Annotated in this window: 9 protein-coding genes; 4 read left to right on the top strand and 5 right to left on the bottom strand. The window is 72.7% G+C overall.

Going from position 1 to position 15,039, the window contains the following annotated elements; all coding sequences use genetic code 11:
* Positions 1–72: 72 nt before the first annotated feature.
* Positions 73–990, top strand: a complete 918-nt coding sequence (locus ACN27B_RS03760; protein WP_099163895.1) for a tetratricopeptide repeat protein — start codon at positions 73–75, stop codon at positions 988–990.
* Between the two features lie 63 nt (positions 991–1,053).
* Entirely contained in the window at positions 1,054–2,265 is a 1,212-nt protein-coding gene (locus ACN27B_RS03755) for an arginase family protein (protein ID WP_099163896.1), read from the top strand.
* Positions 2,266–2,282: 17 nt separating this feature from the next.
* Here the strand turns inward: ACN27B_RS03755 and ACN27B_RS03750 are convergent, their stop codons facing one another.
* Positions 2,283–4,247, bottom strand: a complete 1,965-nt coding sequence (locus ACN27B_RS03750; protein WP_099163897.1) for a penicillin-binding transpeptidase domain-containing protein — start codon at positions 4,245–4,247, stop codon at positions 2,283–2,285.
* 288 nt (positions 4,248–4,535) lie between these two features.
* Between ACN27B_RS03750 and ACN27B_RS03745 the strand changes: the two genes are divergently transcribed.
* Positions 4,536–9,605, top strand: a complete 5,070-nt coding sequence (locus tag ACN27B_RS03745) for an NAD-glutamate dehydrogenase (protein WP_098747088.1) — start codon at positions 4,536–4,538, stop codon at positions 9,603–9,605.
* Positions 9,606–9,669: 64 nt separating this feature from the next.
* On the opposite strand, the gene ACN27B_RS03740 is transcribed toward ACN27B_RS03745, so the two are convergent.
* Positions 9,670–10,491 carry a class F sortase gene (locus ACN27B_RS03740; protein WP_422743499.1) on the bottom strand — a complete coding sequence of 274 codons (822 nt, stop codon included), beginning with the start codon at positions 10,489–10,491 and terminating at the stop codon, positions 9,670–9,672.
* On the bottom strand, positions 10,478–11,650 hold the full coding sequence (locus tag ACN27B_RS03735) for a hypothetical protein (RefSeq protein ID WP_422743497.1): 1,173 nt from the start codon (positions 11,648–11,650) through the stop codon (positions 10,478–10,480). Before ACN27B_RS03735 ends, ACN27B_RS03740 begins: the two co-directional genes overlap by 14 nt.
* Positions 11,651–12,321: 671 nt before the next feature.
* On the opposite strand from ACN27B_RS03735, the gene ACN27B_RS03730 reads away from it, so the two are divergent.
* Entirely contained in the window at positions 12,322–14,124 is a 1,803-nt protein-coding gene (locus ACN27B_RS03730; RefSeq protein ID WP_422743495.1) for a glycoside hydrolase family 6 protein, read from the top strand.
* A gap of 106 nt (positions 14,125–14,230) precedes the next feature.
* On the opposite strand, the gene ACN27B_RS03725 is transcribed toward ACN27B_RS03730, so the two are convergent.
* Positions 14,231–14,614 (bottom strand): hypothetical protein, encoded by a 384-nt coding sequence (locus tag ACN27B_RS03725; protein ID WP_091571392.1) that lies wholly within the window; start codon positions 14,612–14,614, stop codon positions 14,231–14,233.
* A gap of 86 nt (positions 14,615–14,700) precedes the next feature.
* Positions 14,701–15,024 (bottom strand): hypothetical protein, encoded by a 324-nt coding sequence (locus ACN27B_RS03720; RefSeq protein ID WP_091571396.1) that lies wholly within the window; start codon positions 15,022–15,024, stop codon positions 14,701–14,703.
* Between the last annotated feature and the right edge of the window lie 15 nt (positions 15,025–15,039).

The following is a 15,039-nucleotide window of genomic DNA, read 5'->3' as shown; positions in this document are numbered from 1 at the left end:
AGGGGTGAGAGTCGCAACGTCGCCGTTGCGGGTGAGCGGCGTTCCGTGTGACACGTGCGAGACTAGACAACCATGAGCGACCCACGGATCACCTCGTCGATCTTCACCCGCGGCGCGGTCGACCTCAGCGCGCTGCGCACCCCCGCACCGGCCGACACCCCCTCCGCCACACCGTCACCGGGCGGTCCGCCCGCCGGGCTGCCGGGCAGCCCCGCCGGCTCGGCCGCCGTGATCGACGTGACCGAGGCGAACATCCAGTCCGAGGTGCTCGAACGCTCGCTCTCCACACCGGTCGTGGTCTTCTTCGGCGCCGCCGGCTACCCGGAGAGCGACCAGTTCGCCCCGGTGCTGGAGCGGCTGGCCGCCGAGGGCGCGGGAGCGTGGCTCCTGGCCCGGGTCGACGTGCAGCAGCAGCCGCGGCTCGCGCAGATGTTCCAGCTCCAGACGTTGCCGACCACGTACGCCATCGTCGGCGGTCGCCCGGTCGACGCCTTCCCCGGCGTGGTGCCCGAGTCCCAGCTGCGGCAGTGGCTCCAAGCCGTGCTCAAGGCCGCCGGGGTCACCGTGGCCGAGCCCGAGGACCCGCGGCTCGACGCGGCCGACGACGCGCTGATGAGCGGTGACCTCGACGCCGCCGAGGCGGCGTACCGGAAGATCCTGGCCGAGTCCCCGGCGGACGCGGCGGCGGAGGCGGGCCTGGCGCAGGTCGGGCTGGCCCGCCGGGTGGCCGGCGCGGATCCGCAGGGCGCGCTCGACGCGGCCGCCGCCGCCCCCGACGACGTGGCGGCGCAGCTGCTGGCCGCGGACATCGAGGTGCTCAGCGGCCTGGCCGACCAGGCCTACCAGCGGCTGGTCGGCCTGGTCCGCCGGACCGCCGGCGACGAGCGGGACACGGTACGCCAGCACCTGCTCAGCCTGTTCACGATCGCCGGCCCGGACGATCCCGCCGTGGCCTCCGCCCGACGCGCCCTGGCCAGCGCGCTGTTCTGAGTTCGTCGCACACGTGCGGGCCGGCGCACCGCCGGCCCGCCCGACCACCGAGGACGGGAGCCCATGATGCGCCGGATCGCCGTCCTCGACGCGCCGACCAACCTCGGCCTGCGGCCACCCACGCCCAGCTCCGTCCCGGGCTGCGGCAAGGCCCCCGGGGCGTTGCGCGACCACGGGCTGCTCGCTCGGCTGCGGGCCCGGGACGCCGGCTGCCTGACCCCGCCCCGCTACGACCCCGGTGACTGGCGGCCCGGCGACGGCGTCTGCCACGCGCCGGAGATCTCCGGATACTCCGTGGCGTTGGCCGACCGGATCGGCGCGATCATCGACCGCGGCGAGTTCCCGCTGGTGCTCGGCGGGGACTGCTCGGTGCTGCTCGGCTCGGCGCTGGCCATGCACCGGCTCGGTGAGGCGGTCGGCGGACGGATCGGGCTGGTCTTCGTCGACGGCCACTCCGACTTCCGGCACCCCGGCAACGCCTCCTACGTGGGCGCCGCCGCCGGGGAGGACCTGGCGCTGGTCACCGGGCGGGGGCAGCCCGACCTGGCCGCCATCGAGGGGCGACGCCCCTACTTCCGCGACATCGACGTGGTGGTGCTCGGCATCCGCGCGCAGGACGAGTACCGCCTCGACCTCCAGGCCGCCGGCATCACCACCCGTCCGGTGCCGGCGCTGCGCGCCGAGGGCGCGGCCCGGACCGCCCAGTGGGCGCACGAGCAGCTCGTCGACTGCGCCGGCTACTGGGTGCACATCGACGTGGACGTGCTCGACCCGGCCGTGATGCCGGCCGTGGACGCGCCCGACCCCGGCGGGATCGCCTTCGCCGAGCTGGAGATCCTGCTCGCCGGGCTGGTCGACACCCCGCACTGCCTCGGCGTCGAGCTGACCGTCTTCGACCCCGACTACGACCCGGACGGCGCGTACGCGGCGGAGATCGTGAACACGGTGGTGGCCGGGCTCGCCCCGGTGGTGGCGCCGGGCGCGGTACCGCCCCGGCTGCTGCCGGCCACCCCGCCGGCGCCGGCGCCCCGGGCGGGCAACGGCCGGCCGGAGCGGGACCGGCTGTCCGCCCCCGTTGCCGTACCGGCCCCCGCCGTGGCCGTGGAGCCGATCGGCCCGGTTCCCACCGCCGACGGCGACGGGCCGGACGACGTCGACGACCGTCCGCCGGGTGAGCCCGTCGGTGACGACCCGTTGGGGCCGGGCCGCCTCCGGCGTCCGCCCGTCGAGGACGACGAACCGGCCGTGGACCGGCCGGGCATCGACGTCACCTGAGGACGCCGGCGCGCTGCTCAGCGGGCGAGGCCGCGCAGGAAGCGCTCGGCGATCGGCACCGCGCTCGTCGTGCTCGACCCGCCCTGCTCGACGAAGACGGCGAACGCCACGTCGCCCTGCCAGCCGACGAACCACGCGTGGGTGTGCGCCGGGTTGTTGTCGTACTCGGCGGTGCCGGTCTTGCCGTGCACCGGCTCGCCGGGCACCTTCGCCAGCGCCGTGCCGGTGCCGGACGTGACCACGCCGCGCATCATCGTCTTCAGCGCCGCGACGGACTCCGGCTTGAGCGCCGGCCCGGCCGGTGCGGGCTTCGCCGGCGCCGGGTCCAGCAGCAGCTTCGGCTGCTCCCAGCGGCCCCGCGCCACCGCCGCGGTGGCGCCGGCCATCGCCAGCGGACTCACCACGGTGGTGCCCTGGCCGATCGCGGCGGCGGCCTGCTCGGTGGGCCCACCGTTCGCGGAGACCTTGCCGGTGAACACGTCCGCGCCGAGGTCCCAGCCGGCCTCCAGGCCGAGCGTACGGCCCGCCTGCGCGAGCCCGTCCGGGCCGAGCTTCGGCGCGAGCGCGGTGAAGGCGGTGTTGCAGGACTTGGCGAAGTCGGTGGCGAAGGGCACCGGGCCCAGCTCGAAGTTGTCGGAGTTCTTGAAGATCCGGCCGTCGACCTCGGAGGTCTTCGGGCAGTCCACCGTCGTCTGCGGGGTCACCGCGCCCCGGTCGAGCAGGCCGAGCGCGCTGACCATCTTGAACGTCGAGCCGGGCGGCACCTGGGCGGTGAAGGCGAGGTTCTCGCCGGCCGCGCCGGGCCCGTTCGCGGCGGCCAGCACGGCGCCGTCGCTGATCCGCACGGCGACCAGCGCCGAGCGCCGGGTCTGGCCGCGCAACGCGGCGTCGGCGGCGTTCTGGGTGGCCACGTCGAGCGTGGTCCTCACCGGCTGCCCGGCCTTCGGGTCGCTGCGGAACAGTTCGGCGCCGGTCGGTTCGGTGGCGCCCTCCGGGGTGAGCCGCTCGGTGATCACGGTGATCCCGGGGACGCCGCGCAGGCGCTCGTCGTACCGGCCCTGCAGGCCGCCGTGGCCGACCAGGTCGCCGCGGGCGTACCGGTCGGGGTGGGCCTGGAGGTCGTCGGCCTGGGCCGGGTCGACCGAGCCGAGCAGCGCCCGGGCGAACTCCCGGGTCGGGGCGAGCATCAGCTTGTCGGTGGGGAACCGGGTGCCGGGCAGCTCGTAGATCCGGGGCTTGATCTGCCGGTAGGCCTCCTCGCGGAGGGTCACCACCTCGACCTGCGCGTCCCGGTCCGCCTCCTTGAGGCGTTTGGGCAGGTCGCTCAGGTCGACCGGCGGGGTGAGCGCGGGCCGCACCGCCTTGAACGCGGCGTCCAGCCGGCGCACCAGGCCCGGCACGTCGGTGACCTCGCCGGGGGCGATCTGCACCCGGACCACCGGGCGCGGCGTGACGATCGGCTGACCGGCGGCGTCCAGCACGCCGGCCCGTTGCGCCGCCTCCCGGCGCAGGGCGAGGCGGTCGCCCTCCTCCAGCTTCTCGTGCACCACGGCCGGCTCCCAGATCACCTGCCACCGGTCGTCGCCGCCGCGCTTGAGGCGCAGCGGGTTGTCGTAGGACCAGCGGACGCCACCGGGCAGCGGCCAGGTCAGCCGGACCCGGGCGGTCGCGATGTCGCCCTTGGTGGTGATCTCGCCGGTGCGCTCCAGGGCCGGTGGGTCGGCGGCCAGCTCGCCGGAGAGCGTCTTGAGTCGTTTCGTCACCTCGGCGGCCGGCACCCGCGCGCCGGTCGGCTCGACGAAGCCGACCGGTTGCAGGTCACCGGAGCGCCAGCCGGTCAGGAACGCGTCGACGGCCTGCTCCGGCCCGTCCTCGCCGGAGCAGGCGGTCACCGCACCGGCCGCCATCAGGACGGCGGTCGCCGTCGCGACCAGGCGGTGACGGGTGTGACGGCGGGGGCGGACGGGGTACGACACGGGCATGAAGCGGTCCCTCCGGTGCTCAACTGCCCTGCACGCTAGTACGACCCGCGGCTCCCCACCGTCCCGCCGCCTCGTCCGCCGGGGTGACACGCGGCGCGTGGCAGTGTGATGAACATCGCCAGTCGGGGTACTCCGCGACCGGCCGACCACGAACCCGCAACGGGTGAAAGGACAGAGTCCCGATCCGGACGTCCGGCCGGTGGTCCGCCGACGAAGGCACACAGCGGCAGGGCCTAGGCTGGGCGGCAGAGTGACCCACAACGCGGTGGGTCGAGGGGAGTGGCACCGATGGACCGGCGTCCGGCGATCAAACCGGGACCCGACCTCCGGCAGGCTGACACCAGCCGGGACGATGACAGCTTCGATTCGGCGACCGACGGGGACGGTTACGGCCGTCTCGACACAGGAGTGACCGGGATGACCGGTTCCAGCATCGACACCCTCTACGACCTGGGTCTGCCCGCGCAGGCACTGGCCGACGAGTCCGAGGACGCCGAGCTGGACGAGCCCGTACCCAACGCGGAGCGCCTGGTCGCCCAGGCGGTGGCGCTGGCCGGCGACGACCACGACGCGGCCACCCTGGTGGACCGGTTCTGGCGGTTCGCGCCGGACGAGGAGTTGATCGGCTTCACCGCCGAGGAGATGCTGGAGGCGGCCCGGGCCCACCGGGACCTGGCCCAGCAGCGGGTGCCGGGCGAGCTGAAGCTGCGCATCCACGAGCCGGACGCCGAGCAGCACCACACGGTCGTCGAGATCGTCACCGACGACATGCCGTTCCTGGTCGACTCGGTCACCGCGCTGCTGAACTCCCGTCACCTCGACGTGCACCTGCTGGTGCACCCGCTGGTCGTGGTCCGGCGCGAGCCGCTGGGCCGGCTCACCGAGGTCTCCGCCGACGTGGAGCCGGACGACGCGATCGCCGGTGACCTGGTCGAGAGCTGGATGCGGATCGAGATCGACCCGGTCCGCGACCCGGCCGAGCGGGAGGCGCTGCGCCGCGAGTTGCAGCGGGTGCTGACCGACGTGCGGGAGGCCGTCGAGGACTGGCCCAAGATGCGGCAGCGGGCGCTGGCGCTCGCCGACGAGCTGGCCGCCGCCCGGACGTCGGACAACCGGCCGCCGGTGCCGGAGAAGGACATCACCGACTCGGTGGAGCTGCTGCGGTGGCTCGCCCACGACCACTTCACGTTCCTCGGCTACCGGGAGTACCGGCTGGTCGACACGGACGGGACGGGCGGCGGCGGGCAGGCCCTCGAAGCCGTCCTCGGCACCGGGCTGGGCATCCTGCGCTCGGACTCGCCGGAGGCCCGGTCGCTCAACTCGATGACGCCCGAGGCGCACGAGAAGGTGCTGGAGAAGCGCCTGCTCATCATCACCAAGGCCAACTCGCGGGCCACCGTGCACCGGTCGGCCTACCTGGACTACATCGGCTTCAAGATCTTCAACGAGGCCGGCGAGGTGGTCGGGGAGCGTCGGTTCCTCGGTCTGTTCTCCACCGCCGCGTACCGGACCAGCGTGCAGGAACTGCCGGTGGTGCGCCGCAAGGTCGCCGAGGTGCTGGACCGCTCGGGCCTGAGCCTGCGCAGCCACTCCGGCAAGGACCTGCTCCAGATCCTGGAGACCTACCCGCGCGACGAGCTGTTCCAGATCAAGACCGACGACCTCTACCACGCGGTGATCGGCGTGCTGCGGATGGCCGGCCGCCGGCAGCTGAGGGTCTTCCTGCGCCGCGACGCGTACGGGCGGTTCATCTCCTGCCTGATCTACCTGCCGCGGGACCGGTTCACCACGCAGAACCGGTTGCGCATGCAGGACATCCTGCTGCGCGAGCTGAACGGCGTCGGCGTCGACTACACCACCCGGGTGACCGAGTCGATGCTGGCCCGGGTGCACTTCATCGTCCGCACCGACCCGAACAACCCGCCCGGTGAGATCGACGCCGACCTGCTGGCCGAGGAGCTGGCGGACGCCACCCGGCTCTGGGACGACGACTACCGGCTGGTGCTGGAGCGCAAGCTCGGCGACGAGCAGGCCAAGCACCTGTTCAGCCGGTACGCCGACGCGTTCCCGGAGGGCTACAAGGACGGGCACACGCCGTACGAGGCGATGAAGGACCTGGCCAAGCTGGAGCTGCTGGAGGAGCCCGGCCAGCTGGAGATGCACCTGTTCCGCAAGCAGCTGGCGCCGCGCCCGTACGCCGCCGGTCGCGCCGCCGAGGCCGACGAGGCCATGGACGTGCGGTTCAAGGTCTACCGGTACGGCGAGCCGATGATGCTCTCCGCCGTGCTGCCGGTGCTGCACTCGCTCGGCGTGAAGGTGGTCGACGAGCACCCGTACGAGGTGGAGCGCGTCGACGGCCGGATCTGGCTCTACGACTTCGGTCTGGAGCTGCCCGAGCGGCACCAGGACCTGGCCGAGGTGCGGCCGCACGTGGAGAACGCGTTCGCCGCCGCGTGGCGGGGCGAGGCCGAGGTGGACGGCTTCAACGAGCTGGTGCTGCGGGCCGGGCTCACCTGGCGGCAGGTGGTCGTGCTGCGGGCGTACGCGAAGTACCTGCGGCAGGCCGGCACCGTGTTCTCCCAGGAGTACATGGAGCAGACGTTCATCGCGTACCCGCGGATCGCCGGGCTGCTGGTGGAGCTGTTCGAGACCCGGTTCGCGCCCGGCGCGACCACGCTGGACGAGCGCCGGCAGCGCAGCGGCGAGCTGGTCGAGGCGATCGGCGAGGCGCTGGACGAGGTGGCCAGCCTGGACCAGGACCGGATCCTGCGCGCCTACCTGACGCTGATGCAGGCCACGCTGCGCACCAGCTTCTACCAGAAGCCGGTGGGCGGGCGGCCGAAGGCGTACGTGGCGTTCAAGCTGGACCCGCAGGCGATCCCGGACCTGCCGGCGCCCCGGCCCAAGTTCGAGATCTTCGTCTACTCGCCCCGGTTCGAGGGCGTGCACCTGCGGTTCGGGCCGGTGGCCCGGGGCGGCCTGCGCTGGTCCGACCGGCGCGAGGACTTCCGCACCGAGGTGCTCGGCCTGGTCAAGGCGCAGATGGTCAAGAACGCGGTGATCGTGCCGGTGGGCGCCAAGGGCGGCTTCGTGCTCAAGCAGAAGCCGGGCGACCGGGACGAGGCGGTGGTCTGCTACAAGGAGTTCATCTCCGCGCTGCTCGACGTCACGGACAACATCGTCAGCGGCGAGATCGTGCCGCCGGTCGACGTGGTCCGGCACGACGGCGACGACCCCTACCTCGTGGTGGCGGCGGACAAGGGCACGGCCACGTTCTCCGACATCGCCAACGAGATCTCCACCGCGCACAACTTCTGGCTGGGCGACGCGTTCGCCTCCGGCGGCTCGGCCGGCTACGACCACAAGAAGATGGGCATCACCGCCCGGGGCGCCTGGGAGTCGGTGAAGCGGCACTTCCGCGAGCTGGGCCACGACACCCAGACCCAGGACTTCACCGTGGTCGGCGTCGGCGACATGTCCGGCGACGTGTTCGGCAACGGCATGCTGCTGTCGAAGCACATCCGGCTGCTCGCCGCCTTCGACCACCGGCACATCTTCCTGGACCCGGACCCGGACGCGGCCCGCTCCTGGGACGAGCGCAAGCGGTTGTTCGACCTGCCCCGGTCGTCGTGGGAGGACTACGACGCCGAGCTGATCTCGGCCGGCGGCGGCATCTACCCGCGTACCGCGAAGTCGGTGCCGATCACGCCGCAGGTGCGCGCGGTGCTCGGCCTCGACGACGACGTCACGCAGCTCAGCCCGCAGGAGCTGATGAAGGCGATCGTCACCGCGCCGGTGGACCTGTTCTGGAACGGCGGCATCGGCACCTACGTCAAGGCGTCGACACAGACCAACGCCGAGGTCGGGGACAAGTCCAACGACGCCATCCGGGTGGACGGCCGCGCCCTGCGCTGCCGGGTGGTCGGCGAGGGCGGCAACCTGGGCTTCACCCAGCAGGGCCGGATCGAGTACGCCTCCGGCGGTGGCCGCATCTACACCGACTTCATCGACAACGCGGCCGGGGTGGACTGCTCCGACCACGAGGTGAACATCAAGATCCTGCTCAACACGGCGGTCGCCGACGGTGAGCTGGACCGGCCGGAGCGCGACGAGCTGCTGGCCCAGATGACCGACGAGGTCGCCGAGCTGGTGCTGCGGGACAACTACGACCAGGCCCGGGCCGTCAACAACGCCCAGGCGCAGGCCGCCTCGCTGCTCCCGGTGCACCGGCGCATGATCAACGAGCTGGAGCGCTCCGGTGCGCTGGACCGGGCGTTGGAGGCGCTGCCGCCGGACGAGGAACTGGCGGTCCGCGCCGAGAACGGGCTGACCGCGCCGGAGTTCGCGGTGCTGCTCGCGTACGTGAAGATCGTGCTGGAGCGCGAGATCGTCGGCGAGGGACTGGCGGACGAGGAGTGGACGACCGACGTCCTGGTCAACTACTTCCCGACCCCGCTGCGGCAGCGCTTCGCCGACCGGATGGGCCGGCACCGGCTGCGTCGGGACATCGTCACCACGGTCCTGGTCAACGAGGCGATCAACCGGGGCGGCATCTCGTTCGTCTTCCGGGTGGTCGAGGAGACGGCGGCCTCCGCGGCCGACGTGCTGCGGGCGTACGTGGTGGTCCGCGAGGTGTTCGGGCTGGGCGAGCTGTGGAACGCGGTCGAGGCCCTGGACAACAAGGTCTCGCCCGAGCTGCAGACCGCCGTCTACCTGGACACCCGGCGGCTGCTCGACCGCGCGGTGCGCTGGCTGGTGACCAACCGGCGCTCACCGATCGACGTGCCGGCGGAGATCGCCCGGTTGCGCGACGGGGTGACCCGGCTCCTGCCGGACCTGGAGCACCTGTTCTGGGGCACCGAGCGCGAGGCGATCGCGGCGCACATCGAGTCGCTGGTCGGCAAGGGGCTACCGCGTGACCTGGCCGAGCAGGCGACCCGCCTGATGTACAGCTTCGGCCTGCTCGACATCGTCGAGACCGCGCAGACGACCGGGCGGGACGTGAGCGAGGTGGCCTCGGTCTACTTCGTGCTCAGCGACCGGTTCCGGGTGGACGCCCTGCTGTCGAAGATCTCCCTGCTGCCCCGGGAGGACCGGTGGCAGACCCTGGCCCGGATGGCGCTGCGCTACGACCTGTACGCCGCGTTGGCCGCGCTCACCGCGGAGGTGCTCGGGTCCACCCCGGACAGCCTCCCGCCGGCGGAACGGGTGCAGGAGTGGGAGCAGGCGAACGCGACCTCGATCCACCGGGCCCACCGGGCGATGGGGGAGTTCGACGAGTCCCGCGCCGACCTGTCCGCGCTGTCCGTGCTGCTGCGTCAGATCCGTACCCTGGTCCGGACCTCGGCGGCGGCCTGACCGCTTCCGGCCGCGCGTGGCCCGGTGGTCGGGGAACCGACCGCCGGGCCACGGCCGTTCGCGGCTACGCGGTCATCCGGGCGTAGACGACGATGTTGTTCAGGTAGCTGCCGGCGGTCCGGTCGAACACCCCGCCGCAGGTGACCACCCGCAGGCCGGGCACGTCGGACGGGCCGTAGACCTGCTCCGCCGGGAACGCGGTCTTCGGGTACGACCGGACCTCGTCCACGGTGAACGTGGCGGTCGAGCCGTCCTGCCGGACGACGGCGATGGCGTCGCCCGGCACCAGCGCGCCCAGGTTGAAGAAGACCGCCGGGCCGAGCTGGGCGGAGTCGACGTGCCCGACGACCACGGCGTTGCCGACCTCGCCGGGACTGGCGCCGGGGGAGTACCAGCCGGCCTTCATCGCCTGGTCCAACGGGGGCACCTGGACCGTGCCGTCCGGGTTGGTGCCGAGCGTCATGATCTCGGCCCGCACCCCGATCCGGGGGATCGAGATGGTGGTCGGCGCCGACCGGGGCAGCGCGACCGGCGCAGCGACCGGCGCGGCCGGTGAACCCGGAACGGCCGGTGTGCCGGAGACGGCCGGTGCCGGCGGGGTGGCGCCTGCCGGGGTGGGGGAGCCGGGCGGCGTGACCGGCACGTCGGGGGAGGACGTCTCCTCCGCTGTCGGGTCGAGGTCGACGTCCGGGGCCGGGTCGGTGGCGACCGGCCCGGCCTGCGCGATCGGTTGCGGCGGGGTGGGTGCTGGGACGGTCCGTACGGACGCGCCGATCAGCCCCGCGCCCACCATGGCGAGCAGGACGACGACGGCCGCGCCGGCGGCACGCCACGGTCTCCCGTGACGGCCGCCGGCCCGGGTCGTCGTCCGGTCAGACCAGGCCACCGGCCCGCCGCCGGCGCAGCAGCACCAGGCCGCCCAGCGCCGCGGCGCCGATCATGCCCGCGCCACCGGTGGCGAGACCGCGGTCCACGCCGGTGGTGGCCATCCCGCCGTCACCGCCGTCGACCCCGCCGCGGGGCAGGACCACCAGCTCGCCCTCGCCGCAGGAGCCCCTGAGCTCGTAGCGGCCCGGGCGGGCGTGCTCGGAGACGGTGGCCTCGCCGTAGTAGACGAAGTCCTTCCCGTGCTCCCAGCCGGCCTCGTCGCCCCCGCGGCCGTACTCGTCCCCGCCGCGGCCGTACTCGCCGCCGGACTGCCAGTCCTTGCCGTGGTCGTCCTTGGCGTAGTCGTCCTTGCCGTGCTCGTCCTTGCCGTCCTGCCAGGCGCTGTGCTCGTCCTTGGCGTAGTCGTCCTTGCCGTCCTGCCAGGCGCCGTGCTCGTCCTTGGCGTCCCGGCCGTGGCCGTCCTTGCCGTCCTTGCCGTGCTCGTCCATCGCCCAGTCGGCGGCGTTCCGGCCTGGCTGTTCCTTCTCCCAGCCCGGTTCGGCGTCCTGGCCGTACTCCTCGTGGCCCTTCCAGTCGGCCTGGTCGCCGTGGTCGGCGGCCACACCGCCGCCCATGCCACCGGGCTGGCCGCCCGGCTGCGGCACGTCGGCCGGCGGCTGCGGCATGCCGTTGCCACCCGGGCCGTGCTCGTCCTTGCCCTGGTCGCCCTTGCCGTGCTCGTCCTTGCCGTGGTCGTCCTTGCCCTGCTCGTCCCTGCCGTGGTCGTCCTTGCCCTCGGGGCCCTTGCCGTGGTCGTCGCGACCGTGCCCGTCCTTGCCGTCGGGGCCCTGGTCGGCGTCCCAGCCCCCGTCGGACCAGTCGCCGCCCTTGTCGGACCAGTCACCACCCTTGTCCGACCAGTCGCCGTGCTCGCCGTCACGGGCCGGGTGGAGGTCGACCTTGCCGGTCACCTTCGACCAGACGGAGGCGTGCTCCTGGGGCTCGGAGCAGATCTCGAGCAGTTCGACGGTGTCACCCGCCTTGACCACGTGCGGCTTGGCGATGACCTTCCCCTCGTCGTGTCCGCCCGCGTAGGCCATCCCCGGGGTGAACACGAGAAGGCCCGCGCCGCCCAGAGCGGCACCCGCGACGACCTTCCCGAGCATCTTCTTAGCCATGACCAGCGTCACTCCATCCCTGTTCGTCCTGAGCCCGACGTCAGTCGAGCTACCGCCGACGTTAGACCTTTTCGCGACTTATTCGGGGAAAGATTCGTTTTTAGGAGTTTGCCGATGATGTTCCGATCCTGGTGCTAAGCCGCCTGAGGTCCGATGTGCGTGTGTCCGGGCCCACCCCGCCCTGCTGCGCCGTTCGCTCTGCTTCTCCAACCGCCCCCTGCGTCCTGCTCGCTGGGACGGTCGTTCCGCATCGCGGACAAGCTGGAGATCTTGTTACGGCGAAGCCCCTCTGGGGGCCGTTTCGTACCAAGATCTCGCCGCGCGAGCGCGCGAGCCGCGCGAGCCCGTGTAGGGCGGGTGTCGGGAGGTAGGGTCGGGGAGGCGTATCGAGGCATTGCCATGGAAGCGCTCCCATGCAAGAATCGCTGCACGCGGTTCGGGGAGCCACACCGCGAGCTGAGGCGTCGAGGGCAACCGGTCTCACCGGGCGACGTCGGGCTCCCATCGGCCGGTCCTGCGGACCGGTCGGCACCACCACCACCTCACGCCCGTCCGGGTCGGGCGTCCCCCGAAGAAACCCGTGGCGCGCACGGCCGTTCCCGCAGGACGACCGCCGCCGCCATTCCGCCGGGCCGTACGCGGATCCGGTCTCGCCCAAGGAGATCAGTGGCATGAATCTGTGGAGAAGGCTGTCCGGCCGGAGCCGGACGCTCGCGCTCACCGGCGCCGGCGTCCTCGTGGCCGGCGGGCTGGTGACCCTCCCGGTCACCGCGGCTCAGGCCGCCACCCAGTGCAGCGTGGACTACACCACCAGCGACTGGCCCGGTGGCTTCACCGCCACCGTGGTCATCAAGAACCTCGGTGACCCGGTCAGTTCCTGGAACCTCGGCTTCACCTTCCCGAACAGCTCGCAGCGCGTGCAGCAGGGCTGGTCGGCGAAGTGGTCGCAGACCGGCCAGAACGTCACCGCGCAGAACGAGTCCTACAACGGTTCGCTGGCCACCGGCGCCAGCACCAGCATTGGCTTCAACGGCGCGTGGAGCGGCAGCAACCCGAAGCCGACCCAGTTCACCCTGAACGGCACGGTCTGCAACGGCGGCACGCCGCCCACCACGACCCCGCCGACCACCACCCCGCCGACGACGACGCCGCCCACCACGACGCCGCCGACCACCACCCCGCCCACCACGACCCCGCCGACCACGACCCCGCCGGGGCAGAAGGTCGACAACCCGTACGCCGGGGTGAAGGGGTACGTGAACCCGGAGTGGAAGGCCAAGGCCGAGTCGGTCGCCGGTGGCAACCGGGTGTCGAACAACCCGACCGCGGTCTGGCTGGACCGGATCGCCGCCATCAACGGCACCACCGGCAGCAGCTCCAACGGTTCGATGGGTGTCCGTGACCACCTGGACGCCGCGCTCGCCCAGGGCGCCGGCTACATCCAGTTCGTCATCTACAACCTGCCCGGCCGGGACTGCGCCGCGCTGGCCTCCAACGGCGAGCTGGGCCCGGACGAGCTGCCCCGCTACAAGTCCGAGTACATCGACCCGATCGCCGCGATTCAGGCCGACGCGAAGTACAAGAACCTGCGCATCGTCAACATCATCGAGATCGACTCGCTGCCCAACCTGGTGACCAACACCTCGGGCAACCCGGGCGGCACCGCGATGTGCGACACGGTCAAGGCCAACGGCGCCTACGTCAACGGCGTCGGCTACGCGCTGGCCAAGCTCGGCGCGATCGGCAACGTCTACAACTACATCGACGCCGCGCACCACGGCTGGATCGGCTGGGACAGCAACTTCGGCCCGGTCGCCGACCAGCTCAAGGCCGCCGCCGTCGCGTCCGGCAGCACGGTGCGCAACGTGCACGGCTTCATCGTGAACACGGCGAACTACTCCGCGCTCAAGGAGCCGTACGTCAAGATCACCGACTCGGTGAACGGCCAGACCGTGCGGCAGGCCAAGTGGATCGACTGGAACCAGTACGTCGACGAGCTGTCGTTCGCCCAGGCGTTCCGGCAGAAGCTGGTCTCGGTCGGTTTCGAGAGCAACATCGGCATGCTGATCGACACCTCCCGCAACGGCTGGGGCGGCTCGGCGCGCCCGACCGGCCCGGGCCCGCTGACCAGCGTGGACGCGTACGTCGACGGTGGTCGGGTGGACCGTCGGATCCACGCCGGCAACTGGTGCAACCAGGCCGGTGCGGGCCTCGGCGAGCGGCCGAAGGCCAACCCGGAGCCGGGCATCGACGCCTACGTGTGGGTGAAGCCCCCGGGTGAGTCGGACGGCTCCAGCAAGGAGATCCCGAACAACGAGGGCAAGGGCTTCGACCGGATGTGCGACCCGACGTACACCGGCAACGCCCGCAACGGGAACAGCATGTCCGGCGCCCTGCCGGACGCGCCGATCTCCGGCGCGTGGTTCCCGGCCCAGTTCGCGCAGCTGATGCAGAACGCCTACCCGGCGCTCTGAGTCACCGCCGGACCACCCGCGGCGGCGGGAGTGAGGCACCGCCGCGCGGGTTCCCCGGGCCCCTGGTCGACGCCCACGTCGGCCAGGGGCCCCCGGCCGTCCGGGGTCAGGGGACCGTACGCTCGATCGCCGCCCGGCCCAGCTCGGCCAGGTCGTGGCGGGCCCGCTCCAGGTTCTCCGGCGTCATGTCCTGACCCCGGGCCCGCACCAGGTCCTCCGGTTCCCACGGCTGCTCGGCGCCGGTGCGGATGTTGTCCCCGCCGGCGCCCGTGCCGGTGCCGGTCGCACCGGTGCCGGCCGCGTAGGGGTCGCCGATGATGTCCGGCGCGCCGGTGTCGGCCACCGCGCCGTCCGGCTCGGTGAAGGTCGGGTTGTCCGGGTCGGTGCCGCCGGTACGCAGCTGCGGCACCGTGCTGTCGTCGTCCACCGCCGCCGCCACCTCGGGGGTCTCCTCCAGCGGCCGCTCGCCACCGCGGTCACGATCGGTCATGCTGCTGCCCTCCTGTCCCACTGCGTGATCCCCGGCGTACCCCGTGCGGGCCCGGCCATGCCGACCGGGCCCGACAGCCCGCCGGATCAGGACTCGTCCGGCCCGGGCTCCGGCGCCTCGGTCGGGCTCAGCCGCTGCCACAGCAGCATGAGCAGCCCGAAGACCAGCATCACCGCGCCGGCCCACAGGTTGATCCGGACGCCCTGCGCCTTGTCGATCTCGGCCGAGGAGTCGAAGAGTCCCATCAGCCCGACGATCAGGCCGTACACGACGAACAGCCCGCCGATCACCCGGCGGATGTCGAACAGCCGGGCCGCCGCCGAACGCGCCTCCCGGGCGTCCTCGGTCTCGTCGACCAGCGGGTCGTGGGCCTCGCCGCCCTGGTAGTGGCGGTCCTCGTTGTCTGCCATGGCGTGGGTCCCTTC

The organism is Micromonospora sp. WMMD754, assembly GCF_049315235.1.
Taxonomy (GTDB): Bacteria; Actinomycetota; Actinomycetes; order Mycobacteriales; family Micromonosporaceae; genus Micromonospora; species Micromonospora sediminicola.
This window is presented reverse-complemented; position numbering and strand designations above follow the sequence as displayed.